Source organism: Cobetia sp. MB87 (assembly GCF_011319755.1).
Lineage (GTDB): Bacteria > Pseudomonadota > Gammaproteobacteria > Pseudomonadales > Halomonadaceae > Cobetia.
The window spans coordinates 90,468-114,023 of the sequence record NZ_VFBC01000007.1 but is presented as its reverse complement, the minus strand read 5'-3'; the positions used below and the strand labels follow the sequence as shown (position 1 = coordinate 114,023).

Annotated in this window: 20 protein-coding genes; 5 read left to right on the top strand and 15 right to left on the bottom strand. The window is 62.7% G+C overall.

Going from position 1 to position 23,556, the window contains the following annotated elements:
• Nucleotides 1-91: 91 nt before the first annotated feature.
• The 3 genes from mreD to CDPAHKCJ_RS06545 form a co-directional block, all read right to left on the bottom strand.
• The gene (gene mreD / locus CDPAHKCJ_RS06555) at nucleotides 92-574 is read right to left on the bottom strand and encodes a rod shape-determining protein MreD (protein WP_043332574.1); all 483 of its coding nucleotides are present in this window, start codon (nucleotides 572-574) and stop codon (nucleotides 92-94) included.
• On the bottom strand, nucleotides 574-1,551 hold the full coding sequence (gene mreC, locus CDPAHKCJ_RS06550) for a rod shape-determining protein MreC (RefSeq protein WP_267906763.1): 978 nt from the start codon (nucleotides 1,549-1,551) through the stop codon (nucleotides 574-576). The genes mreD and mreC overlap by 1 nt, the downstream gene beginning before the upstream one ends.
• Before the next feature lie 64 nt (nucleotides 1,552-1,615).
• On the bottom strand, nucleotides 1,616-2,653 hold the full coding sequence (locus tag CDPAHKCJ_RS06545; RefSeq protein WP_043332576.1) for a rod shape-determining protein: 1,038 nt from the start codon (nucleotides 2,651-2,653) through the stop codon (nucleotides 1,616-1,618).
• 329 nt (nucleotides 2,654-2,982) lie between these two features.
• On the opposite strand from CDPAHKCJ_RS06545, the gene gatC reads away from it, so the two are divergent.
• From gatC to CDPAHKCJ_RS06525, 4 genes are all read left to right on the top strand, one after another.
• The gene (gene gatC, locus CDPAHKCJ_RS06540; protein ID WP_166019161.1) at nucleotides 2,983-3,270 is read left to right on the top strand and encodes an Asp-tRNA(Asn)/Glu-tRNA(Gln) amidotransferase subunit GatC; all 288 of its coding nucleotides are present in this window, start codon (nucleotides 2,983-2,985) and stop codon (nucleotides 3,268-3,270) included.
• A 130-nt stretch (nucleotides 3,271-3,400) separates the two neighbouring features.
• Entirely contained in the window at nucleotides 3,401-4,879 is a 1,479-nt protein-coding gene (gatA, locus tag CDPAHKCJ_RS06535; protein WP_166019160.1) for an Asp-tRNA(Asn)/Glu-tRNA(Gln) amidotransferase subunit GatA, read from the top strand.
• Nucleotides 4,879-6,333 carry an Asp-tRNA(Asn)/Glu-tRNA(Gln) amidotransferase subunit GatB gene (gene gatB, locus CDPAHKCJ_RS06530; RefSeq protein ID WP_166019159.1) on the top strand — a complete coding sequence of 485 codons (1,455 nt, stop codon included), beginning with the start codon at nucleotides 4,879-4,881 and terminating at the stop codon, nucleotides 6,331-6,333. The genes gatA and gatB overlap by 1 nt, the downstream gene beginning before the upstream one ends.
• Nucleotides 6,334-6,460: 127 nt before the next feature.
• Nucleotides 6,461-7,012, top strand: a complete 552-nt coding sequence (locus CDPAHKCJ_RS06525; protein ID WP_166019158.1) for a cupin domain-containing protein — start codon at nucleotides 6,461-6,463, stop codon at nucleotides 7,010-7,012.
• An 81-nt stretch (nucleotides 7,013-7,093) separates the two neighbouring features.
• Here CDPAHKCJ_RS06525 and CDPAHKCJ_RS06520 read toward each other — a convergent pair whose 3' ends face one another.
• The 3 genes from CDPAHKCJ_RS06520 to CDPAHKCJ_RS06510 are packed head-to-tail and all read right to left on the bottom strand — an operon-like array spanning nucleotide 7,094 to nucleotide 10,847.
• Nucleotides 7,094-8,590: an aldehyde dehydrogenase gene (locus CDPAHKCJ_RS06520; protein ID WP_166019157.1), complete on the bottom strand. Its 1,497-nt coding sequence runs from the start codon at nucleotides 8,588-8,590 to the stop codon at nucleotides 7,094-7,096.
• 2 nt (nucleotides 8,591-8,592) lie between these two features.
• Nucleotides 8,593-10,056 (bottom strand): aspartate aminotransferase family protein, encoded by a 1,464-nt coding sequence (locus tag CDPAHKCJ_RS06515; protein WP_166019156.1) that lies wholly within the window; start codon nucleotides 10,054-10,056, stop codon nucleotides 8,593-8,595.
• A 2-nt stretch (nucleotides 10,057-10,058) separates the two neighbouring features.
• Entirely contained in the window at nucleotides 10,059-10,847 is a 789-nt protein-coding gene (locus CDPAHKCJ_RS06510; protein ID WP_166019155.1) for a gamma-glutamyl-gamma-aminobutyrate hydrolase family protein, read from the bottom strand.
• A 259-nt stretch (nucleotides 10,848-11,106) separates the two neighbouring features.
• Between CDPAHKCJ_RS06510 and CDPAHKCJ_RS06505 the strand changes: the two genes are divergently transcribed.
• Nucleotides 11,107-12,483 carry a glutamine synthetase family protein gene (locus tag CDPAHKCJ_RS06505; protein WP_166019154.1) on the top strand — a complete coding sequence of 459 codons (1,377 nt, stop codon included), beginning with the start codon at nucleotides 11,107-11,109 and terminating at the stop codon, nucleotides 12,481-12,483.
• 272 nt (nucleotides 12,484-12,755) lie between these two features.
• Here the strand turns inward: CDPAHKCJ_RS06505 and CDPAHKCJ_RS06500 are convergent, their stop codons facing one another.
• From CDPAHKCJ_RS06500 to moeB, 9 genes are all read right to left on the bottom strand, one after another.
• Complete coding sequence (locus CDPAHKCJ_RS06500) at nucleotides 12,756-14,048, bottom strand: FAD-binding oxidoreductase (RefSeq protein ID WP_166019153.1); 1,293 nt, start codon at nucleotides 14,046-14,048, stop codon at nucleotides 12,756-12,758.
• 190 nt (nucleotides 14,049-14,238) lie between these two features.
• Complete coding sequence (locus CDPAHKCJ_RS06495) at nucleotides 14,239-15,621, bottom strand: glutamine synthetase family protein (RefSeq protein ID WP_166019152.1); 1,383 nt, start codon at nucleotides 15,619-15,621, stop codon at nucleotides 14,239-14,241.
• A gap of 73 nt (nucleotides 15,622-15,694) precedes the next feature.
• Nucleotides 15,695-16,759 (bottom strand): spermidine/putrescine ABC transporter substrate-binding protein, encoded by a 1,065-nt coding sequence (locus CDPAHKCJ_RS06490; protein WP_166019151.1) that lies wholly within the window; start codon nucleotides 16,757-16,759, stop codon nucleotides 15,695-15,697.
• 132 nt (nucleotides 16,760-16,891) lie between these two features.
• A complete protein-coding gene (locus CDPAHKCJ_RS06485; RefSeq protein ID WP_166019150.1) occupies nucleotides 16,892-17,956 on the bottom strand; it encodes a spermidine/putrescine ABC transporter substrate-binding protein in 1,065 nt (354 codons plus the stop codon).
• 105 nt (nucleotides 17,957-18,061) lie between these two features.
• Nucleotides 18,062-18,862 (bottom strand): ABC transporter permease, encoded by an 801-nt coding sequence (locus tag CDPAHKCJ_RS06480; protein ID WP_166019149.1) that lies wholly within the window; start codon nucleotides 18,860-18,862, stop codon nucleotides 18,062-18,064.
• Complete coding sequence (locus tag CDPAHKCJ_RS06475; protein WP_166019148.1) at nucleotides 18,859-19,782, bottom strand: ABC transporter permease; 924 nt, start codon at nucleotides 19,780-19,782, stop codon at nucleotides 18,859-18,861. Before CDPAHKCJ_RS06475 ends, CDPAHKCJ_RS06480 begins: the two co-directional genes overlap by 4 nt.
• A 2-nt stretch (nucleotides 19,783-19,784) precedes the next feature.
• Nucleotides 19,785-21,053 (bottom strand): ABC transporter ATP-binding protein, encoded by a 1,269-nt coding sequence (locus CDPAHKCJ_RS06470; RefSeq protein ID WP_346773902.1) that lies wholly within the window; start codon nucleotides 21,051-21,053, stop codon nucleotides 19,785-19,787.
• A 75-nt stretch (nucleotides 21,054-21,128) separates the two neighbouring features.
• Nucleotides 21,129-22,466: an FAD-binding oxidoreductase gene (locus tag CDPAHKCJ_RS06465; protein WP_166019147.1), complete on the bottom strand. Its 1,338-nt coding sequence runs from the start codon at nucleotides 22,464-22,466 to the stop codon at nucleotides 21,129-21,131.
• 315 nt (nucleotides 22,467-22,781) lie between these two features.
• On the bottom strand, nucleotides 22,782-23,534 hold the full coding sequence (gene moeB / locus CDPAHKCJ_RS06460; RefSeq protein WP_166019146.1) for a molybdopterin-synthase adenylyltransferase MoeB: 753 nt from the start codon (nucleotides 23,532-23,534) through the stop codon (nucleotides 22,782-22,784).
• Nucleotides 23,535-23,556: the final 22 nt, after the last annotated feature.

Below are 23,556 nucleotides of genomic sequence, written 5' to 3'. Positions count from 1 at the left end.
GACAGATATTGATGGCTGACAAGTACCAGAAAGCCGCCCGTAGGCGGCTTTTGGAAGCTCACAAGAAGTGCTAGCGATGTGCGAGTGGCACTCAGGCCGCGACCCGCCGACGCAGCATCTGCAGCAGAGTATAGAGCCACGGCCACAGCGCGCCGCCGATGACTGCCGAGAGCAGGAACGACAGGCTGACAGGACCGGCACCGAACAGGCTGCGCAGCCATTGATCCAGCAACTGTGCGATGCCCAGCACCACGATCACCAGCAATGCCTGCTGCAGCAGTGAATAGGCGCGAATGCGCTGATAGAGCAGCACGCCCATGAAGGCCGTCAACGACAGCACCAGGGCGTTATGCCCCAGCGGTGCGCCCTGCAGGACATCCAGCGCCAGCCCGAACAGGAAGCCGTGGAAGACACCGACACTCTGTGGCGAGACGATGCACCAGTAGACCAGCATCAGGCCCAGCCACTGGGGCCGCCAGATCAGCCACACATCCGGCAATGGCATGACCTGCAGGCACAGCGCCAGCAGCAGCGAGAACCAGCACAGCAAGGTGGTCTGGGGACGAAAGGCCATCAGTTGTTCTCCCCGGCAGCATCGGTGGGTGCCTGGGCATCAGACGCACCCTCGGCGGAGCCTTGTGCGGCGTCGTCACCCTCGGGCCTGGGCGCCGCCAGGTTGTCACGCGGCAACTCATCGAGGCTGTCATCGACATACAGGTTGTCGGTGTCCACCGGCGGCGGCATCTGGATCAGGAAGTTGCGCGAGCGCTCCAGCTGCGCGATGGGCTCGGCACTGACACGGGCAAACGGCTTGCCGGGATCATGATAGACCTCGGTGACACGTGCCACCGGCAGGCCGCGCGGAAAGCGCAGTGCCAGTCCGGAAGTCACCAGCAGATCACCCACGCGAATGTCGGCAGTATCCGGCACATGCAGCACATCGACCTGATCGATCTTGCCACTGCCCTGGGCGATGAAACGCAGGCCATTGCGATTGATCTCCACCGGCACGGCGTGGCTGGCATCACTGATCATCAGCACGCGACTGTTGTAGGCCGAGGTGGAGATGACCTGCCCGACGAGGCCATAGGCATCGAGCACCGGCAAGCCGATGCGCACGCCATCCTGCTCGCCGCGGTCCACCACCATGCGGTGGGAGAACGGGTCAGCATCGAGGGTCAGCAACTGGGAGGTGATATAGGGGATGTCGCTACGCTGCCCGGCATTGAGCAATTCGCGCAGGCGCGTATTCTCGGAGGTCAGGCTCGCCATGCGTTGCACACGGCTGGACAGATTGAGCAGCTGTTCGCGCAGCGCGCGATTCTCGTCGGCCAGCTCCTGCTGGTCGGCAAACACCAGTGCCCCCCAGCTGATGCCTTCCGTCGGCAAGCTGACGACCCACTGCACGGGCGATACCAGCGTCGCCATGCTGGCGCGCACATCGACCATCCAGCTGAAGCGATCTTCGGCAAACATCAGCGCGAGTGACAGCACCGCGCACAACAGCATGCGGTAACCGGGCACGGGGCCACGCGTGAACAGGGGTTTGATAGCACTTCCTCCGACAGGCCGGGACCAGCCGTACAGCACACAGCATGCCCGGCCCCGGACGAGGTCAATCGCTCGACAGCAGCTCGAAGGTGTGCTGATCGATCATTTCCAGCGCCTTGCCACCGCCACGCGCCACGCAGGTCAACGGGTCTTCGGCGATGATCACCGGCAGGCCCGTCTCTTCCGCGATCAACTTGTCGATGTCACGCAGCAGCGCACCACCACCGGTCAGCACCAGGCCGCGCTCGGCGATGTCGGAAGCCAGCTCCGGCGGAGACTGCTCGAGCGCGCTCTTGACCACCGAGACGATGGCCGCCAGCGGCTCCTGCAGCGCATCGAGGATCTCGTGGGAGTTGAGCGTGAAGGAACGCGGAATGCCTTCTGCCAGGTTGCGGCCGCGCACGTCGATCTCGCGCAGCTCACCGCCCGGATAGGCACAACCGATCTCTTCCTTGATGCGCTCGGCCGTCGCCTCACCGATCAGGCTGCCGTAGTGGCGACGCACATAGGAGGTGATGGCTTCGTCGAAGCGGTCACCGCCGATACGCACGGATTCGGAATAGACCACGCCATTGAGCGAGATGATGGCGATTTCAGTGGTACCACCACCGATATCGACCACCATGGAGCCCATCGCTTCTTCCACCGGCAAGCCCGCACCGATCGCGGCAGCCATCGGCTCCTCGATCAGGTAGACCTCACGCGCGCCGGCCCCTTCGGCCGATTCCTTGATGGCGCGACGCTCGACCTGGGTCGACATGCACGGCACACACACCAGCACACGGGGGCTGGGTGTCAGGAAGGTGCTCTGATGCACCTTGCGGATGAAATGCTGGAGCATCTGTTCGGTAACGGTGAAGTCGGCGATGACGCCGTCCTTCATCGGACGGATGGCCGTGATATTGCCGGGGGTACGCCCCAGCATGCGCTTGGCATCGGCACCGACGGCCGCCACACTGCGGGCATTCCCGGACTGGCGAATGGCCACGACTGAGGGCTCGTCGAGCACGATACCGCGACCGCGCACATAAATAAGCGTGTTGGCAGTACCCAGATCGATCGACAGATCGCTCGAGAACAGCCCACGTAAACGTTTAAACATGGAAGTTGATCACCTAGTCCAGACCGGAACCCTGTGCAGACGCGAACGGTACCATTGCCACCCCATGGCGGCAAGCTGACACGCCTGCCAGAGCGACGCAGATGTGGTACATTTCACGCCGAATCACACTGTAACGGCGCATTCGGCGACAGATTGCTCCATCGCTGCAAAGCGCGCTGTTTTACAGGGTAACGGGCATCGGGTTTGCCGGGACACCACAATTTTCGAATTCGGCTTTTCGCGCACGTCGCGCCAGCCCAGTTCCGCGTGGCCGTCTCCGACTCCTGCCGTCACCTCAAGCCTCTCGAAGCCAAGACAGGGAAACTTCAATGGCCCTTGAACATTCAGATGTGCTGCGTGCCGCTCACCTCGCACGCCTGGGTCTTGCCTCGCAGGATGCCGAAGCCTACGTCGAGGATCTCAACCGGATTCTCGCCATGGTCGACCAGCTGCAACAGGTCGATACCGACGGCGTCGCACCGCTGGCGCACCCGCTGGAAGCCACGCAACGCCTGCGCGCGGACGAAGTCACCGAATCGAATCAGCGCGAGCGTTTTCAGCAGGTGGCCCCGGCCACAGAGCAGGGTCTGTATCTGGTTCCGCGCGTCGTCGAGTGATCTCGCCTGGCGGGCCGCTCACGCATCGTGATCGGCTGCCATCGGATACCACGTCACGCGGCACGCCCCGTCCGCCCCGGAATTTCTGCGGACGATGCCCGGCGCATCGTCTGCACTGATGGAATCGAACATGTCATCGTCCATTGCACTACATGACAAGACGCTCAGTGAGCTGGCGCAAGGCCTGGAGGCCGGCGAATACACCAGCCGCGAGCTGACGGAAGCCTTCCTGGCCCGTATCGAACGCCTCGACGGCGAGCTCAACAGCTACATCACCCTGTGCCGCGAAGACGCGCTGCGTGATGCGGATGCCGCCGATGCACGCCGTGCCGCTGGCAATGCCGCCGCGCTGACCGGCGTGCCGATGGCCATCAAGGACATCTTCTGCACCGAAGGTGTGCGCACCAGCTGCGGCTCGAAGATGCTCGACAACTTCGTCTCGCCCTACGACGCCACCGTGATCGAGAAGCTCAAGGCCGAAGGCGTGGTGATACTCGGCAAGACCAACCTCGATGAGTTCGCGATGGGCTCCTCGAACGAGAACAGCCACTACGGTGCCGTCAAGAACCCGTGGGACCTGTCCGCCGTCCCGGGCGGCAGCTCCGGCGGCAGTGCCGCCGCCGTCGCGGCAGGCCTTGCGCCGGCCGCACTCGGCACCGACACCGGCGGTTCCATCCGCCAGCCGGCCGCCTTCTGTGGTATCACCGGCCTCAAGCCGACCTATGGTCGCGTCTCGCGCTACGGCATGATCGCCTATGCCTCCAGTCTCGATCAGGGCGGCCCGATGGCTCGCTCCGCCGAAGACTGCGCGCGCCTGATGAACGTGATCGCCGGCGCCGATCCGCGCGACTCCACCAGCGTGGTGCGCGGCGTGCCGGATTACGTCGAAGGGCTGGACTACAACCTCAAGGGCCTGAAGATCGGCCTGCCAAAGGAATACTTCGGCGAAGGCCTGTCCGAGGAAGTCGAAGCTTCCGTACGTGCCGCGATCAAGGTCTTCGAGGATGCCGGTGCCAGCGTGCAGGAAATCTCGCTGCCGCATACCCACCTGGCCATCCCGACCTACTACGTGATCGCGCCGGCCGAGGCCTCCTCCAACCTGTCACGTTACGACGGCGTGCGCTTCGGCCATCGCTGCAAGGACCCGCAGGACCTGGAAGACCTCTACAAGCGCACGCGGGAAGAAGGCTTCGGCGATGAGGTGAAGCGTCGCATCATCATCGGCACGCACACCCTGTCCGAAGGCTTCTTCGATGCCTACTACATCAAGGCCCAGAAGGTGCGTCGCCTGATCCGCCAGGACTTCCTCGATGCCTTCGACCAGGTCGATGTGTTGATGGGCCCGGCGGCGCCGACCCCGGCGTTCGATCTCGGCGCGCACAAGGACCCGCTGTCCATGTACCTGCAGGATCTCTACACCATCGCCATCAACCTGGCGGGCATTCCGGGCATCAGCGTGCCGGCCGGCCTGGCAGGCAAGCGCCCGGTGGGTCTGCAGATCCTCGGCCCGCACTTCGGTGAGCAGACCCTGCTGGGCGTCGCGCACCAGTTCCAGCAACTCACCGACTGGCATCGCCAGCGCCCGGAATTCGGACAGGAGCAAGCCTGATGCAATGGGAAGTCGTAATCGGGCTTGAGGTTCACGCTCAGCTCGCCACCCAGTCAAAGATCTTCTCCGGCTCGTCCACCACCTACGGTGCCGAGCCCAACACCCAGGCCAGCGCGGTCGATCTCGGCCTGCCGGGCACCCTGCCGGTGCTCAACGAGCAGGCCGTGGCCATGGCCGTGCGCTTCGGTCTCGCCGTCAATGCCGCCGTGGCCGGCCGTTCGGTGTTCGAGCGCAAGAACTACTTCTATCCGGACCTGCCCAAGGGCTACCAGACCAGCCAGATGGACCAGCCCATCGTCGGCCCGGGGGAACTCGAGATCCTGCTCGAGGATGGCACGCGCAAGTCGATCCGCATCCACCATGCCCACCTCGAGGAAGACGCCGGCAAGTCGCTGCACGAAGACTTCCAGGGCATGACCGGCATCGACCTCAACCGCGCCGGCACGCCGCTGCTGGAAATCGTGTCCGAGCCGGACATGCGCTCCGCCAAGGAAGCCGTGGCCTACGTCAAGGCGATCCACGCCATCGTGACGTATCTCGGCATCTCCGACGGCAACATGGCCGAAGGCTCGCTGCGTTGCGACGTCAACGTCTCGGTACGCCCCAAGGGCCAGGAAGCCTTCGGCACCCGCGCCGAGATCAAGAACGTCAACTCCTTCCGCTTCATCGAGCGCGCCATCCACTTCGAGGTGGAGCGTCAGATCGAGCTGATCGAGGACGGCGGCAAGGTGGTACAGGAAACCCGCCTGTACGACCCGGACGCCGACGAGACGCGCAGCATGCGCACCAAGGAAGAAGCCAACGACTACCGCTACTTCCCGTGCCCGGACCTGCTGCCGGTGGAAGTCGACGAGGCCTACATCGAACACCTGCGCCAGACCCTGCCGGAACTGCCGGCCGAGAAGCGCGCCCGTTTCGAGAGCGAACTGGGCCTGTCCGCCTATGACGCCAGCGTGCTGTCCGCCAGCCGCGAGATGGCCGACTTCTTCGAGGAAGTGAAGGATGTCTGCGGCGATGCCAAGCAGGCTGCCAACTGGGTGCAGGGCGAGCTGACCGGCCGTCTCAACAAGGAAAACCTCGACATCACCGTCAGCCCGGTTTCCGCGGCCCAGCTGGGTGGACTGATCAAGCGCATCGTCGATGAGACCATCAACGGCAAGGCCGCCAAGCAGGTGTTCGCCGCACTGTGGGATGGCGAAGGCGAGAGCGCCGACGAGATCATCGAATCACGCGGCCTCAAGCAGGTCACTGACAGCGGCGCCATCGAAGCCGTGGTCGATCAGGTGATCGCCGACAACCCGGCTCAGGTGACCCAGTACCAGGAAGCCGAACCGGACAAGCGCGGCAAGATGATCGGCTTCTTCGTCGGTCAGGTGATGAAGGCCTCGCGCGGTACCGCCAACCCGCAACAGGTCAACAAGGTGCTCAAGGACAAGCTCGACAACCTCAGCTGAGCCAGTCGCTCCCGAGCCACCCTGTCGCTGCATGCAACGGCCAGTCGCGGATACTCCGAGGCTGGCCGTTGTCGGTCCACGACGGCAGCCAACTCCAGTCAATCGTCGCTTCGCAAAGGAAGTTCTGATGGCAGATGATGTCGGTGCACGCCTGCGGGCGCTGCGAACTCTACGTGGTATCTCGCAACGCGAGCTGGCCAAGCGCTGCGGCGTGACCCACTCCAGCCTGTCTCTGATCGAACAGGGCAAGGTCAGCCCGTCGGTGAGCTCACTGTCGAAGATTCTCGCCGCCATTCCCATGAGCGTCGGCGACTTCTTCACCATGGAGCTCGAGAACACCGGCAAGGTCTTCTACGACGCGGACGAGCTCACCAATGTCGGTAGCGGCGAGGTGATCTTCAAGCTGGTGGGCGCCAAGCGTCGTGACCGCGCCCTGTCCTTCATGATCGAGACCTACCCGCCGATCAGTGATACCGGCCGCGAGATGATCACTCACCAGGGTGAAGAGGCCGGAGTGATCATCGAGGGCGAGATCGAGATCACCATCGGCGGCGACACGCGAGTATTGAAGGCAGGCGAAGCCTACTACTTCGATACCAACGTGCCGCATCGCTTCCGCAACATCGGTGATGTCGAGTGTCGTCTGGTCAGCTGCGCGACGCCAGCCCGCATGTTCTAGTTCATGCGGCAGACAGAAACAAAGAGGCCACGCGATCGCGTGGCCTCTTTGTCTTTCAGGAGCTTCATCACGAGTGATGAATCAGCTCAGCTCGATCCAGACACTCTTGAGCTGGGTATATTCCGCCAGCGAGTGATGCGACTTGTCGCGGCCGTTGCCGGACTGCTTCACTCCGCCGAAGGGCATGGTCTGGTCGCCCCCCGCCCAGTTGTTGACGAAGACCTGACCGGATTCGAGTCGACGCGTCACGCGCATGATGCGGTCGATGTCCTGACTCCACACCCCTGCCGCCAGTCCGAAATCACTGTCATTGGCCAACTCAAGCGCCTCGTCTTCGGTCTCGAAGCCGAACACGGACAGCACCGGCCCGAAGATTTCCTCACAGCCGATCGCCATCTCGGGCGTGACGCCATCGAAGACCACCGGACGGATGAAGAGCCCGGGGCCGTCGACTTCCTCACCGCCGACGCGCAATGCCGCGCCCTCCTCGACGCCCTGACGGATATAGCCCATCACGCGCTCATACTGGGTTCTGTCGACCATCGCGCCCATGAAGCTTGCCGGGTCCAGCGGGTCGCCGGGCTGCATGCGTTCGGCAGCCGCCACCACCCTGGCCACGAAGGCATCGCGGATCGAATCCTCCACCAACAGACGGGAACCCGCGATGCAGACCTCGCCCTGGTTGTAGAAGATGGCGGCCGCAGCGCTCTCGGCGACGCGATCCAGATTGGCGCAATCGGCGAAGACGATGTTGGGACTCTTGCCGCCACACTCCAGGAAGACACGCTTCAGATTCGACTGCCCGGCATACTGCATCAGCTGCTTGCCGACGGCGGTGGAGCCGGTGAAGGCCAGGCATTCGACATCCATCGACAGCGCCAGCGCACGCCCGACGGTGTGCCCGAAGCCCGGCAGCACCTGGAAGACGCCGCTCGGGATACCGGCCTCGCGAGCCAGCGCCGCCAGACGCAGCGCCGACAGCGGTGATTTCTCCGACGGCTTGAGGATGACGCTGTTGCCCGCTGCCAGCGCCGGGGCGATCTTCCACGCCGTCATCATCAGCGGAAAGTTCCAGGGCACGATGGAGGCCACCACGCCCAGCGGTTCGCGCAGCACCATGCCCAGCGCCTGCTCGCCTGTCGGGGCCACCTCACCGTACAGCTTGTCGATGGATTCGGCCTGATGGCGGATCGAGCCGATCGCCCCGGCCATGTCATTCAGCGCGCTGGTGACCGGCTTGCCCATGTCGAGGCTATCCAGCAATGCCAGCTCATCCTGATGGGCTTCCATCAGCGCGGCCAGCCTGAGCATCACGCCCTTGCGCTCGACAGGTGCCATGCGCGACCAGACTCCACGCTTGAAGGCGGCACGCGCATGGCGAATGGCGATCTCGGCATCGGCGCTGTCACAGCTGGCGACCATCGCCAGCCGCTCTCCGGTGGCAGGATTGAGACTATCGAAGGTCTCACCACTGACCGCCGGCACGAATTCGTCATTGATGAAGGCATTGCCTTCCAGCTGCGGGGTCACACGGGCGGCCAGTGCCTGCCAATCGGACAATGTCTGGGGACGGCTCATGATCAGGATTCCGAAGTCAGGGAAGAAGAGTGCTGCGACAGAAGAGAGGAGGAGGTTGCTGAAGGAGCAGCACCATGACCGCCAGTCGCCAGCTGACGCGCCGTTTCATCCAGTGCCGCGAGTGCCAGACTGATCAGTGCATCAATCTGTTCATGCGTGATCACCAGCGGCGGCGAGATGATCATGGTGTCGCCTACCGAACGCATCACCAGGCCGGTCTCGAAGCAGATATCGCGACACAGATTGCCGACCGCCAGGGATGCCTCGAAACGCTCGCCACTGGCCTTGTCGGCCACCAGCTCCAGCGCCCCCATCAGGCCAAGCGAACGCGCCTCGCCGACCAGCGGGTGATCCGCCAGCGTTGCCCAGCGGCTGGCCAGATACGGCCCCAGGTCATCACGCACGCGGGTGACGATATCCTCGCGCTGCATGATCTCGAGGGTCTTGAGCGCCACGGCGGCACACACGGGATGACCGGAGTAGGTGAAGCCGTGGAAGAATTCGCCGCCCTCCTCGATCAAGGTCTCGGCGACGCGGTCCCCCACCAGTACGCCACCGATCGGCAGGTAGCCGGACGACAGGCCCTTGGCGATGGGCATCAGATCAGGCTTCAGGTCGTAATGCTGACTGCCGAACCATTCCCCGAGACGACCGAAGCCACAGATGACCTCATCCACCACCAGCAGGATGTCATATTTCGCCAGCACCGCCTTGATCGCTGGCCAGTAGCTGTCCGGCGGCATGATGGCACCACCGGCGCCCTGCACGGGCTCCGCCAGGAAGGCGGCCACGTTGTCTGGGCCCAGTTCCTGAATACGTGTATCCAGCGCTTCGGCACACAGTCGCCCGAAATCGTCTCGGCTGCGTGTTTCAAGTTCCGGAGTTTCACGGCCTTCCGCGAACCAGTAAGGCTGGCGGATATGCGTGATGCCGGGCACGCAGGGGCCACCCTGGGCATGCATCGGCGCCATGCCACCCAGGCTCATGCCCGCGACGGTCGAGCCGTGATAGCCATTCTCGCGCGCGATGATCCACTGCTTTTCCGGCTGACCCTTGAGCGCCCAGAACCGCCTGACCATGCGCAGCATGCTGTCATTGGCCTCAGAGCCGGAACCGGTGAAGAAGACGTGGTTGATGTGCTCCGGCGCGAGACGACACAGCTCGGCCGCCAATTCGATCGCCGGCGGATGAGCGGTCTTGAAGAAGGTGTTGTAGTACGGCAGTTGCGTCATCTGCTGGCTGGCCGCTGCGACCAGCTCTGGTTGATCATAACCGAGGTTCACGCACCACAGTCCTGCCATGCCATCCAGAATCCGCTGACCATCGGCGTCCTCGATATAGACACCGCTGCCACCGGTGATGATGCGACTGCCCTGTTCACCCAGCTGCTTGAAGTCGGTGAAGGGATGCAGATGGTGTCGCGTATCCAGCGCTTGAAGGCGTGCGCCATTCTCATTGGCCGACATCTTCACGCCTCCTCGCGACAGGTGGGGCGAACCCTCGACACGCTGCTTTCAGCCTTCTCGCGACAGGCCGAGGCAAAGCCCTCCAGCAGCGCCTCATAGAGCGGATGCTCACGGGGCTTCCACTCGGGGTGCCACTGCACGGCCAGCGTGAAGGCCCGGGCTTCGCTGATCGAGATCGCCTCGACCAGGCCATCCGGTGCAACGGCTTCGACCCGCAGGCCATCGCCGAGACGTGCGATACCCTGCTGATGCAGCGAATTGACCTGCGCCCCGGAGCCGGGATACAGCGCTGCCAGCACGCCATCCGGCGCAATGCTGATCGGATGGCAAGGAGCATACTGTGTGTCCTGGTCGCCACTGGGCTCGCGATGGTCCATCAGGCCCGGCACCGTCTGGACGGCCTGATGCAGACTGCCGCCGAAGACCACGTTCAACTCCTGGAAACCGCGACAGATCCCCAGCAACGGCAGCTGCAACTCGAGAGCCAATGGCACCCAGGACATCACCGCCGCATCACGCGCCAGATCCTCGTAGGTATTCTCCGGCGCGACGGCCTCACCGTAGCGAGAGGGATGCATGTTGGAGTAGCTGCCGGTCAGCAGCAGTCCATCCATCCGTGCCAGCAAGGCTCGGGCCGACGCCTCCTCGATATCCTCCCACACCGGGATGATCACCGGTTCGAGACCGAATTCACGCAGAGCACTGACGTACTTGTCCGTCACCATGTGCGCCGGATGACCTTCAATCGTGCGACGACAGGCGATGACGCCAACCAGAGGGCGGGGTGTCATGGAATCTCCTTTCCGACAGATGGCATGAGCAAGTGAAGTGGCAAGGTTTTCTCAACATAGACTGAACGTCATTTCTTGCCAACTGGACAAAAAGCGACAATACCCACCATTCAATCAACCTACTGTTTTTCATGGCATTAAAAACACAACCCACGAAAAGTCTGCTCACGCCATCTGGACAATATTGTAAATTATTTGACAACACGTGTAGCCGTGACGATATATGAAGGACAACAACCCAGTTTCACAGGTGACCTCCATGTACACCCACCCCGTCGATGAGGCCAGAGAGTTTCTGGATCGCCATCCGGAAATCGAGAACATCGACCTGCTGATCAGCGATATCAGTGGCATCCAGCGCGGCAAGCGCATCCCGCGCGAGAATCTGGAAAAGGCCTACGAGCATGGCATCAACCTGCCGGGCTCCGTGTTCGCCATCGATATCGCCGGCAATACCATTGAAGAGACGGGGCTGGGGCTGGAGTCGGGCGATGGGGATCAGGTCTGCCGCCCCATCCCCGGCACCTTGATGCCGGCTCCCTGGCTGCGCAACGGCAAGCAGGGCCAGCTGTTGATGAACATGCGCGATGACAAGGACGGTCCCTTCTTCGCCGACCCGCGCAACCAGCTGCAGAAACAGGTCGATCTGCTGGCCGACATGGGACTCAAGGCGGTCGTGGCACTGGAACTTGAATTCTATCTCGTGGATCGTGAACGCGATGATCTGGGCATGGTCCAGCCGCCGTGCTCTCCGACGACCGGTGAACGCGCCACGGAGAGCCAGCTCTATTCCATCGGCGAGCTGGACGAATACGCCGATTTCCTCGAGGAGATCCAGGACGCGGCGCGCGTGCAGCAGTTGCCACTGGATACCGCGCTCAAGGAGTGTGCTCCGGGTCAGTTCGAGATCAACCTGATCCATCTCGATGACGCCATGAAGGCCTGTGACAGTGCCGTGCTGCTCAAGCGCCTCATCAAGGGGGTCGCCCTGCGCCACGGCTTCGATGCCACCTTCATGGCCAAGCCGTATGGCGACGAGGCCGGCAATGGCATGCATGTCCACATGAGCCTGGTGGACCCGCATGGCCACAATGTTTTCGCGGCCCCGGACGAGGACCCGCTGGGCACCGAGACGCTGCGTCACGCCATCGGTGGACTGCTGGAACTGATGCCCGCTTCCATGGCGCTGTTCGCACCCAACCTGAATTCCTATCGTCGCTTCCAGCAGGGTCTGTACGTGCCGATGGCGCCGACCTGGGGCTTCGACAACCGCTCGGTGGCCATCCGCATCCCCTCCGGCCCCAATGATGCCCGCCGGTTCGAGCATCGTGTCGCCGGCGCTGACGTCAATCCCTACCTGCTGGTCGCTACCCTGCTGGCGTCCGTCATTCACGGCATCCAACACCAGATCTCGCCGGGCGAGCCCGTCATCGGCAATGCCTATGACCAGTTCGAGCCCAGCCTGACCAACAGCTGGCCCGAAGCCCTGACCCTGCTCGAGGAAAGCGCGCCCCTGACGGAAGCCTTCAGCGAACGCTTCCTGAACGTGTTCATCGCCGGCCGTCGCGCGGAGCGTGAAGCGGCCATGCAGATCATCAGCCGTCTGGAATACGACTGGTATCTGCGCAACATCTAGTCATCTCGATTGCCACGAGACCGGGCCTCAGGACATGACAATCATGAAAACCGTCGCTGTCCGCGCCATCCTTGATCAGCGCTTGCACGGCCACCTCGGTGAGGTACGGACAGAAATCAGATCGCCCCTGCCCAGCGACACCCGCCTGCGCCCCGCCTTCTGGTCGGGGCGCAGTGCGTTGCGTACCGGGCCAGCATCACGGGCTCTGCCTCATGTAAAAGCCGCCGTCCCACAAGGAAGGCGGCTTCGGGCCGTTCTGGAGAACAGACTGATCAGATACCGAGCTTGTCGCGGGTCTGGTAGTACCAGGCGCCCACGGCAGACAGCGGCACCCGCAGCATGCGCCCCCCGGGGAATGGCAGGTGCGGCAGGCCGGCGAAGGCATCGAAGCGGCCATCACGGCCGGTCATCACCTCACTGATCAAGCGCCCTGCCAGATGGCTGCAGGTCACGCCGTGGCCGGAATAGCCCTGGGCGTAATAGACGTTGTCATTGAGCACGCCGAACTGCGGCAGACGGTTGAGCGTCATCAGGAAGGTGCCGCTCCAGGCGTAGTCGATCCTGACGCTGGCCAGTTGCGGGAAGACCTTGAGCATCTTGGGACGAATCAGGGCTTCGATGTTGCGGGGGTCTTCTCCGCCATAATTGACGCCACCCCCGAAGATGAGTCGGTTGTCACGCGTCAGGCGGTAGTAATCGAGCAGGTAATTGCAGTCTTCCACCGCCATGTCGTTGGGCAGCAGACCTCGCGCCACGTCATCCGCCAGCGGCTCGGTAGTGATGATCTGGGTGCCGCAGGGCATCGACTTGCTCTCGAGCTCCGGCAGCACGCCATTGAGGTAGGCGTTGCCCGCCATCACCACACGGTCGGCGCGCAGGGTGCCGCCAGCCGTCTTGAGCACGACGGGGCCGCCATGCTCGAGACTCACCAGCGGGCTGTGCTCGAAGATCACACCGCCCAGTGATTCGAAGGCTGCGGCTTCGCCCAACACCAGATTGAGCGGATGGATATGGCCACCGGAGTGATCGACCAGCGCGCCAGTATAGCCTTCGGCACTCACTTCGCGCTTGTAGGCATCCCCCTCGAGCAACTCTAGGCTGGTGTTGCCATAGCGCTCCCACAGCGCCTTGTGCTCCTTGAGCCCCTTGAGCTGACGGGCATTGCAGGCCGCGAACAGATTGCCGTCCCGCAGATCACAATCGATGCCATGACCGGCGATACGCTCTCGAATGATGCGATTGCCCTCGAAGGCCATGTCGCCCAGCGCGCGTGCCGTCTGGATACCGAAACGCGCCTCGATCACATCCATGTCGCGGCTGTAGCTGTTGACGATCTGCCCGCCATTGCGACCGGAGGCGCCGTAACCCACGCGGGCGGCCTCCAGCACCATCACCTTCAGGCCTTGTTCGGCCAGATGCAGCGCTGCCGAGATGCCGGTGAAGCCGGCACCGACGACGCAGACATCACAGCTGACATCCCCCGCAAGCGGAGGACGTTCGGGCACGGCATTGGCGGAGGCTGCATACCAGGAGGCAGCATGCTCCAGAGGCGAAGTGGCACTCATGACCCTTTCCTTGTGGTTATTTTAATCAACACCACTGCACGATATCACGGACAAAAGCTTGAAAAACACTAATATTGACATGCAATAATCGCCAAAAAACAACCACTCCAGGACAGACTGCAGCTCACTGCAACCCTCGGAACGCCTCGTCCCTCTGAAGGGTCAGATTGCCGCTACCAGTGACATCGCGTCAGACACGCAACAGCAGGTGTTCGCGCTCCCAGGAGCTGATGACCTGGAAGTACTCGCGATGCTCGGCACGCTTGACGGCCAGGTAGCTCTTCACGAAGCGCTCGCCGAGAATATCCGCCAATGGCTTGCAGGAGTGCAGCGCATTCAGGGCAGGCCCGATATCGTCCGGCAGGCTGTTGCCGCCCTCCCAGGCAGACCCCACGGCCGGCGGACGCGGTTCGATCTGCGCCATCATGCCCAGATAGCCGCAGGCCAGCGAGGCAGCCATCACCAGGTAGGGATTGGCATCGGCACCGGCCAGGCGGTTCTCGACTCGCGTCCCCTCGGCATCTGACACCGGCACTCGCAAGCCGACGGTGCGGTTGTCAAACCCCCACTCGACGTTGATCGGCGCGGAGCCACTGGTCTCGCTGCGCATCAGGCGGCGATAGGAATTGACGTTGGGCGCGAAGAACGGCATCGCGGACGGCATGTAGGTCTGCAAGCCGCCGATGAAGTTGCGAAACAGGGTGCTGGCACGCCCCTCATCATCCGCGAACAGGTTCCTGCCGGTCGCGACATCCACCAGGCTCTGATGGATATGCATCGAGCTGCCCGGCTGATAGGCCATCGGCTTGGCCATGAAGGTGCCGTACATGCCATGGCGCAATGCCGTCTCGCGCAGCGTGCGCTTGAACATCACGACCTGGTCGGCCAGCGCCAGCGGGTCGCCATGCTCGAAATTGACCTCCATCTGCCCGGCCCCCTCTTCATGGATCAGGGTATCGAGATCCAGCCCCATGGCCTCGCAGTAGTCATACATTTCCTCGAAGAGCGGATCGAATTCATTGACCGCATCGATGGAATAGGACTGACGACTGCTCTCCTGACGACCGCTGCGCCCGATGGGCGGCTCCAGCGGGTAGTCGGAATCCTTGTTGGTCTTGACCAGATAGAACTCGGCTTCAGGAGCCACCACCGGCTTCCAGCCACGTGCGGCATACAGGGCCAGCACTCGCTTGAGCACATAGCGCGGCGACAGCTCCACCGGATCGCCATTGAGGTAATAGCAGTCATGGATGATCTGCGCGGTGGGGTCTTCCGCCCAGGGCACCAGATAGACGGCGCTGGTATCCGGGATCAGCTGCATGTCCTGCTCGGCCGGATTCCAGAAGCGACTGTCTTCATCATCCGGATACCCACCGGTGACGGTCTGGATGAAGATGGAGTCCGGCAGACGCGGCCGACCGCCATTGAGGTACTTGCGCGCCGGCATGATCTTGCCCTTGAGAATGCCGGTCAGGTCGGTGACCAGACATTCCACCTCGGTGATGCCATGTGCCGTAAACCATTCCTGCAGCACGGCTTCGTCGCCTTCGCGACCAGTGGATTCGTACTTCATGACACCTTCCTTGAACGCTACAGGGCAGGCCATGCACTCGACAGCCTGCTTCGATAGACCCTAATGCCAGCGCTCAGCGTGCCTGCACCTCGGACCACAACTGCTGGAAGATCTGCAGCTGCTCGCCGGAGAGACTCGGAGAGAAACGCAGTCGCGCCATGTCCTCTTCGGAGGGCTGAATCGGCGGCCGAGTCAGTACCTCATCCAGATACGGTACCGCGGCGGCATTGGGACTGGCGTAGTAGTTGTAGTTGGAGAGCTGTGCACCGACCCTGGCATCGAGAATGAAATTGATGAAGGCATTCGCCAGCTCGGGGTGTGGCGCCCTGGCCGGAATCATCATCGAATCCACCCACTTCTCGGTGCCCTCCTCGGGGATGACGAACTTGATGTCAGCGAAGGACTCCGGGTTTTCCTCACGATAGAACAGATAATCGCCATTGAAGGAGAGCCCGGCATGCGTGACCTTGCGCGCCAGCTGCTGCAGTGCGGGCGTGCCATCGGAGAAGCCACTGAAGTTGCCACGATGCTTGGTCTCGATCAGCAGCCTGGCCGCCTCGCGCCAGTCATCGAGATCGGTACAGTCATAGCCGTGGCCGAGATAGGCACAGGCGATGCCCATGCTGACTTGTCCGCCGGTCATCATGCCGAAGGGGTAAGCATCATTGACGGCAGGATCAAACAATATGGACCAGCTCTTCGGGGCCTCCTTGAAGGTACTGGCGTTGTAGACCAGCCCCGTGACACCCCATTGATAGGGCGCGGCATAATCCAGTCCTTCGCCCAGCACCGGATCACGGAACTGCTCGGCGAGATTGGCCAGATTCGGTACCTTGTCCTTGTCGATCTTCTGCACCAGGCCCATCTCGATCAGCCGCGGTACGTAGTAACTGGAGGGCACGATGATGTCGTACTGGGAGACGCCCCCGGCATTCAGCTTGGCGACCATTTCCGGCTGCGAGTTGTAGTAGTTCTCGACCACCTCCACGCCGAACTTCTCCTCGAAGGCGGTGATGATGTCCGGGTCCATGTACTGGGTCCAGTTGAAGAGATACAGCTTCCTGTCTTCGGCCTGGACGACGCCAGCCATCAGCAGACCACTGATGGCCATGGCGAAGCGCAGCTTGTTGTCTGTCATCACGATGCTCCATGCGTGGATGCACATCTGGCGAAATCACGTCAGGTACCCGGTCCGGCAAGCCCTCTGCAGCGCTTCGCACGGATCTCGAGATCACGCCTGTCATGCCACTGACAGGCGTGACGCGTCGCCTCAGCGGGACTGCACTTCCGACCACAGCTGCTGGAAGACCTGCAACTGCTGACCGGAGAGGCTCGGCGAGAAGCGCAGTCGCTTCATGTCCTCTTCGGAGGGCTGGATCGGCGGCTGGGTCAGCACCTCATCCAGATACGGGGACGCCGCGGCGTTGGGGCTGGCGTAATAGTTGTAGTTGGAAAGCTGTGCACCGACCTTGGCATCGAGAATGAAGTTGATGAAGGCATTCGCCAGCTCAGGATGCGGTGCCTTGGCCGGGATCATCATTGAATCGACCCACTTCTCGGCCCCTTCCTCGGGGATGACGAACTTGATGTCAGCGAAGGATTCCGGGTTCTCATCCAGATAGAAGAGGTAATCGCCGTTGTAGGACAGCGCGCCGTGCGTGACCTTGCGCGCCAGCTGCTGAAGTGCCGGCGTGCCATCGGAGAAGCCGCTGAAGTTGTCGCGATGCTTGGTCTCGATCAGCAGCTTGGCCGCCTCGCGCCAGTCGTCGAGATCCGTACAGTCATAGCCGTGCCCCAGATAGGCACAGGCGGTGCCCATGCTGACCTGACCATCTCCCATCAAGCTGAACGGCCAGGCACCATTGACCTCAGGATCGAACAGTACCGACCAGCTCTTGGGCGCATCCTTGAAGGTACTGGCGTTGTAGACCAGCCCTGTCACGCCCCACTGATAAGGTGCGGTATATTCGGCTCCGGGATCGAAGCTCGGGTCACTGAACTGTTCGGCAACATTGGCCAGATTCGGCACCTTGGCCTTGTCGATCTTCTGCACCAGGCCAGTCTCGATGAGACGTGGCACGTAGTAATTGGACGGCACGATGATGTCGTACTGGGAGACGCCGCCCGCGTTGAGCTTGGCCAGCATTTCCGGCAGCGAGTTGTAGTAGTTCTCGACCACCTCCACCCCGTACTTCTCCTCGAAGGCGGTGATGATGTCCGGGTCCATGTACTGGGTCCAGTTGAAGAGATACAGCTTCTTGTCTTCGGCCTGGACGGCACCTGCCAACAGTAGACTGCCGATGGCAACAGCGAAACGCAGCGTGTTGTTTGTCATTTTGATGCTCCGCTCAACGTGCTTGAGAAGTGATGGGTGATGGGTGCGCCGACCCGACGCCGGCAAGGACAGCAGTGTCAGACCGCCTGTGGATATTGCGTATGCTCACGACGCCGCGCGCCGTCGCGTCAGTACCAGACTCATGAGCGCCGCCAGGGCGACCGCCGCCATCATCAGTGTGGCGATGGCATTGATTTCCGGTGTCACGCCCTTGCGTATCGCGCTCCAGATGTAGATGGGCAAGGTGGCGCTCTCCGGTCCGGCGGTAAAGAAACTGATCACGAAATCGTCCAGCGACAGCGTGAAGGACAGCAGGAAGCCCGAGATCAATGCTGGCTTGAGTGTCGGCAACATGAAGAACTGCACGCGCTGGCGCGGTGTCGCGTAGAGGTCCTTGGCCGCCTCGAACAGCGTCGGGTCCAGCCCGACGAAGCGCGAGTAGACGATCAACGCCACGAACGGCACCTGGAAGGTGACATGTGCGATGGTCATGGTGGCCAGCCCCGGCGACAGCAGACCGGTCAACTCATTGATCTTGACGAAGAAAGTCATTTCCGAGATCCCGAACACGATGTCCGGCAGCACGATGGGCAGATAGATCAGCACGATCAGCCAGCCCAGCTTGCGATGACGGTGGCGATACATGCCATACCCGATCAGCGTGCCGATCATCAGCGCCAGCAATGACGACACCACTGCCAGCAGCAGCGAATTGCCCAGCGCCGACAGAATCGCGTCATTGCCCAGCAGACGCCGATACCAGCGCAGCGACACACCCGTGAAGCTGGCAGCACTGTTGGAGGCATTGAAGGAGAACAGCATCACCACGATCAGCGGCAGATACAGAAAACCGAGCGTCAGCCACCAGAAGCCCCGCAATCCCTTGTGAAAGCGCCCGCGCTTCATATCACCACCTCTTCACCGCCGCCCAGCCGCTTGCCGATACGGCGCATGGCGTAGAGACCGATGAAGGTCGCGATCAGCATCAGGATCGCGCCCGCCGCTCCCAGTGGCCAATTGGCGCTGCCAGCGAACTGATTGGCGACCAGATTGCCCAGCATCATGCCCTTGCCGCCGCCCAGCAGCTCTGGAATCACGTACATGCCGAAGGCTGGAATCGCCACCAGCACGACACCCGCCAACAGCCCCGGCAGCGTCTGGGGAAAGACCGCGTACCAGAAGGCCTTGAGCGGCGAGGCGTAGAGGTCCTGCGCCGCCTCCACCAGCGAGAGGTTCAACTTCTCGAAGGCGGCGTACAGCGGCAGTACCATGAACGGCAGGAAGTTGTAGACCAGCCCCAGGGTGACCGCGAAATTGGACGGATAGAGCCCCATGTTGGGCGCGATCATGCCCATGGCTTCCGCCAGCTCCGCCAGTGGCGTGCCCGGTGCCAGCAGATTCATCCAGCCAAAGGTGCGAATGACCTGATTGGTCCAGGACGGTACGACTACCGCGAGCAGCATGATCGGCCGCCAGCGCTGGTCTGACTGCGAGATGTAATAGGCGATCGGGTAGGCCACCAGCACCACCAGCACGGTGGAAAGCACGGTCTGCCACAGCGAGCGCCCCAACGTCATCAGGTTGCCCGGACTCCAGCCGAGAAAGCCCTGTCCGGCCAGCTGCGTGAACGAGGTCAATGACAACGGCATTTCCGGCAGCCCATAGGGGCCGTTGGTCATGAAGGCCACGCTCATCAGATAGAGACTGGGCAGCACCAGAAAGACGATGATCCACAGTGCACCGGGCGCGACCGTCAGCAACAGGTGGCGTGACTCGGCGACCACCGCGCGGCTGCGCGCAGTGGCCAGGGTTGCGTGATAGGCCATTGTCATTCCCCCAGCGTGATCAGATCTTGCGCGGCGACCACCACATCGACCTGGTCACCGACGTCCGGCAGCTGCCCCCCCCGGTTGTTGACCACCACCTGCACGCTGACACCCGCCACCTCGACGCGATATTCGGCGTGGCTGCCGCGGTAGAGTCGCTCCTGCACTCGGCCCGGCAAGTGATTCTCCAGTACGTCGTGACGCTCGAACTCGCTGGCGGGACGCCGGCGCAGGTCCAGCGTCTCGGGGCGCAGCAGCAGCAGGCTGCCAGCGCCCGGTGCCTGTGCGGTCAGTACGCCCAGCGGCGTGGTCAGTCGGATGGCATCACTGCGGCTGTCATCGCGAGCCGTGACGTCGAACAGATTGGCATGCCCCATGAAACGCGCTACGAAGGCATTGGCTGGACGCTCGTAGATCTCACGCGGCGAGCCCACCTGCTGGAGGCTGCCGCTGTCGAGCACCGCAATGCGATCCGACATCACCATCGCTTCCTGCTGATCATGGGTGACGAAGACGAAGGTCATGCCGAGGCGCTTCTGCAGACGCAGCAGCTCGATCTGGATCTGGCTGCGCAGGCCGGCATCCAGTGCCGACAGCGGCTCATCCAGCAGCAGCACATCCGGCTCGCAGACCAGCGCCCGCGCCAGCGCGATACGCTGACGCTGACCACCGGAGAGCTGGTCGACACGACGATCGATCAGGTTACCCAGCTTGATGAACTCCGCCATCTCGGCAACCCTGGCCTCGCGCTCCCCGGCAGCGACGCCACGCATCTTCAGGCCGAACGCCAGGTTGTCGCGCACCGAGAGATGCGGGAACAGCGCATAGGACTGGAAGACAGTGTTGACGCTCCGCTGATGCGGCGGTACTTCGGTGACGTCCCGTCCGCCGATCACCACCTGACCTTCATCCAGCGCCTCGAGACCGGCCAGAATCCGCAACAGTGTCGTCTTGCCACAGCCCGAAGGGCCCAGCAGCGTAAAGAACTCGCCGGGTTGGATGCTCAGATCCACGCCGTCCAGAGCCGCCACCTCATTGCCGAAGCGTTTGTGCAGCCCCTTGAGCTGAATGGAGGACGCCGCGCGTCGCGTCAGCGCGGGATGATCCGCATTCGCGCCGTGGCTCTCACCGCCATGCTCACTGACGTTCTCGCTGGCGTGCGTACCGCCAGGCGCCCGCACAGCGACAGGCTTTGCCGTCGCAAGCTGCTCAGGTGTACCAGCGTCCTTGCCATCCACCGCGCTCATCGCGCCTCCCTTGCGATTACTCACCAGTCGTTTCCAGCACTTGGGCTGTCGGGGGGTTCAACAGTGTCAAATGTGCAGCACCTTCATCATGGCCTCGGCCTAGAGCCGATCACGCAACGTGTAGAAGCTGGTCGCCAGGACCAGCAGAGGGGTTCGCAGCCAGCGCCCACCCACGAAGGGGCGATGCGGCATGGCGGCAAAGATATCGAAACGTTCCGCCTGGCCGGCGATCGTCTCGGCGACCAGCTTGCCCGCCAGTCCTGCAAGCGACATGCCATGTCCCGAGTAGCCCTGGGCGTAATAGACATTCGGCGCGAGACGCCCGAAGTCGGGTGCGCGATTCATGGTGATGGCCACGTCACCGCCCCAGCGGTAATCGATCGCCACGCCATCGAGCACCGGAAACAGGCGACGAATCTTGCTGTCCATGCGCGCCTTGAGGCCATGCGGCTCCTGACCGGTATAGCTCACCTCACCGCCATACAACAGGCGTCTGTCGGCAGAGAGACTGTAGTAGTCGAGCACGAAGTTGGCATCGGAAAGCGCGTCATCCCGGGGCAGGACCTGCGCAACCTGAGCCTCGCTGAGCGGTTCGGTGGCGACGATGTAATTGGCGACGCGCATGATGCGCTCTTCCAGCGAGGCGACGAGGCCATTGAGGTAGGCATTGGTGGCCACGACCACGAATTCGGCGCTCACGCAGCCATGCTCGGTATGGATACGGGCACGCCGTGACGTACCACCGACTGTATCGCCGCTCTGGCCGTGGTCGAGCTGACGCACCCGACTCTGCTCGCAGAGCGTGGCGCCGGCCTGCTGGGCAGCTCGTGCCAGTCCGAGGGTGTAGTTGAGCGGATGTAGGTGACCGCCCTCGCCATCATGCAACGCGCCCGGGTAGGCATCGGTGACGACCCGCTCGCGCAGCGCATCGCCCTGCAGCCACTGCAGCGCGTGATAGTCGTAATCGCGTGCCATGCGCGCCTGGAATTCCTGCAGTTCGCGTACATGACGCGGCTTGACTGCGGCATGCAGGTAGCCCTGGGTGAAATCGCAGGGAATCCGATGCCTGGCGACCAGCTCGGCGGTCAGACGCACGGACTCGCGGCTCATCTCCCAGATGGCGCGTGCCTGCTCGCGTCCCAGCGCCTTCTCGACGGTCGCGATATCGGTGCCGAGCCCCGGCAGGATCTGCCCGCCACTGCGCCCGGAGGCTCCGAAACCGATGGACTGCGCTTCCAGCAGAATGACCGAGTAGCCACGCTCGGCCAGATGCAGCGCAGCGGAGCAGCCCGTGACACCGCCGCCGATCACGCAGACATCGGCACGCTGCTCACCTGCAAGAGGCGGGCATGGGGCAAGCGTCACACGCTGGCTGGCCTGGTAGTAGGAATACGAGCCAGTACTCTCGCTCTGCGTGCCTGATCTGAAGCCGCCCATGCACCCCCTCATCCGCTATTGTTGAGTTTATTCACCATCCACTGGAATATTTGCGATATTTACCACACGTTTCGCCGGAATGCTGCATATTGATTGCGCTGAATGGGAGAAATCTTCAACACCTCATGGTAATGGCGCACCCAGGTGGTGCGCACGCGCGGCATGCGCAGCGCCGACCGTCCCACCACGACATGCGACAAAAAAGCCCCGCCAGCCAGAAAGGCTGCGGGGCTTTTTGATGACATGCTGTCCTGGAGACATACAGACTCGGGGACAGACTGACTTGGAGAGATACCGACGATTTGCCCGGCTACCTCATGGCGTCTGACTACACACCTGACAGCCGGGGTCGCGCTTGAGGCCCATGCGTCGCCACTCACCGGTCAGACCATCGAAGGTCGCCAGGCCGCGATGCACGCTGCCGGCACCGCTGATCAGCTTGAGCGCTTCCAGCGCTTGGAAGGCACCGATGATGCCGACCAGCGGCGCGATGACACCGCTCTCGGCGCAGGTCAGCTCTTCATCGCCCAGCTCATCCGGCGGATACAGGCAGCCATAACACGGCGCCTGTGGCTCGCGGCGATCAAACACCGCCAGCTGGCCGGAAAAACGAATGGCAGCACCGGACACCAGCGGGGTGCCCGCTGCCACGCAGGCGGCATTGATCGGGAAACGCGAACTGAAGCGATCCGTGCAATCAAGCACCACATCTGCCGCCGCGACCTGCTCGGCCAGTACCTCACCCTCGAGACGCTCCGACAACGCGATCACCTCGGTATCGGGGTTGATCGCCAACAGCGAGGAAGCGAGTGATTTCGCCTTGGGCTGATCGATGTCGGCGTCACCATGGGCGATCTGGCGCTGCAGATTGGACAGCTCGACGTGGTCATCATCGGCCACCACCAGGGTGCCGATGCCCGCGGCTGCCAGATAGAGCGCTGCCGGGCAGCCCAGACCACCCGCCCCGATCACCAGAACCCGCGCCGCCAACAGGCGCTGCTGCCCGGCGATGTCGACCTGAGGGAGCAGGATCTGGCGCGAGTAGCGCAGCAATTGAGAATCTTGCATGGGAAAGAAGCCGCCTATCGAT

Excerpts from the sequence above, each read along its gene's own strand:
- gatA (WP_166019160.1), top strand. The coding sequence starts at position 3,401 with ATGTCATCGTCCATTGCACTACATGACAAGACGCTCAGTGAGCTGGCG.
- CDPAHKCJ_RS06490 (WP_166019151.1), bottom strand. The coding sequence starts at position 16,759 with ATGACAGACAACAAGCTGCGCTTCGCCATGGCCATCAGTGGTCTGCTG.
- mreD (WP_043332574.1), bottom strand. The coding sequence starts at position 574 with ATGGCCTTTCGTCCCCAGACCACCTTGCTGTGCTGGTTCTCGCTGCTG.
- CDPAHKCJ_RS06465 (WP_166019147.1), bottom strand. The coding sequence starts at position 22,466 with ATGGGCGGCTTCAGATCAGGCACGCAGAGCGAGAGTACTGGCTCGTAT.
- CDPAHKCJ_RS06545 (WP_043332576.1), bottom strand. The coding sequence starts at position 2,653 with ATGTTTAAACGTTTACGTGGGCTGTTCTCGAGCGATCTGTCGATCGAT.
- moeB (WP_166019146.1), bottom strand. The coding sequence starts at position 23,534 with ATGCAAGATTCTCAATTGCTGCGCTACTCGCGCCAGATCCTGCTCCCT.
- CDPAHKCJ_RS06505 (WP_166019154.1), top strand. The coding sequence starts at position 11,107 with ATGTACACCCACCCCGTCGATGAGGCCAGAGAGTTTCTGGATCGCCAT.
- CDPAHKCJ_RS06495 (WP_166019152.1), bottom strand. The coding sequence starts at position 15,621 with ATGAAGTACGAATCCACTGGTCGCGAAGGCGACGAAGCCGTGCTGCAG.
- CDPAHKCJ_RS06475 (WP_166019148.1), bottom strand. The coding sequence starts at position 19,782 with ATGGCCTATCACGCAACCCTGGCCACTGCGCGCAGCCGCGCGGTGGTC.
- CDPAHKCJ_RS06510 (WP_166019155.1), bottom strand. The coding sequence starts at position 10,847 with ATGACACCCCGCCCTCTGGTTGGCGTCATCGCCTGTCGTCGCACGATT.
- CDPAHKCJ_RS06485 (WP_166019150.1), bottom strand. The coding sequence starts at position 17,956 with ATGACAAACAACACGCTGCGTTTCGCTGTTGCCATCGGCAGTCTACTG.
- CDPAHKCJ_RS06480 (WP_166019149.1), bottom strand. The coding sequence starts at position 18,862 with ATGAAGCGCGGGCGCTTTCACAAGGGATTGCGGGGCTTCTGGTGGCTG.
- CDPAHKCJ_RS06500 (WP_166019153.1), bottom strand. The coding sequence starts at position 14,048 with ATGAGTGCCACTTCGCCTCTGGAGCATGCTGCCTCCTGGTATGCAGCC.
- CDPAHKCJ_RS06520 (WP_166019157.1), bottom strand. The coding sequence starts at position 8,590 with ATGAGCCGTCCCCAGACATTGTCCGATTGGCAGGCACTGGCCGCCCGT.
- CDPAHKCJ_RS06515 (WP_166019156.1), bottom strand. The coding sequence starts at position 10,056 with ATGTCGGCCAATGAGAATGGCGCACGCCTTCAAGCGCTGGATACGCGA.
- gatC (WP_166019161.1), top strand. The coding sequence starts at position 2,983 with ATGGCCCTTGAACATTCAGATGTGCTGCGTGCCGCTCACCTCGCACGC.
- gatB (WP_166019159.1), top strand. The coding sequence starts at position 4,879 with ATGCAATGGGAAGTCGTAATCGGGCTTGAGGTTCACGCTCAGCTCGCC.
- CDPAHKCJ_RS06525 (WP_166019158.1), top strand. The coding sequence starts at position 6,461 with ATGGCAGATGATGTCGGTGCACGCCTGCGGGCGCTGCGAACTCTACGT.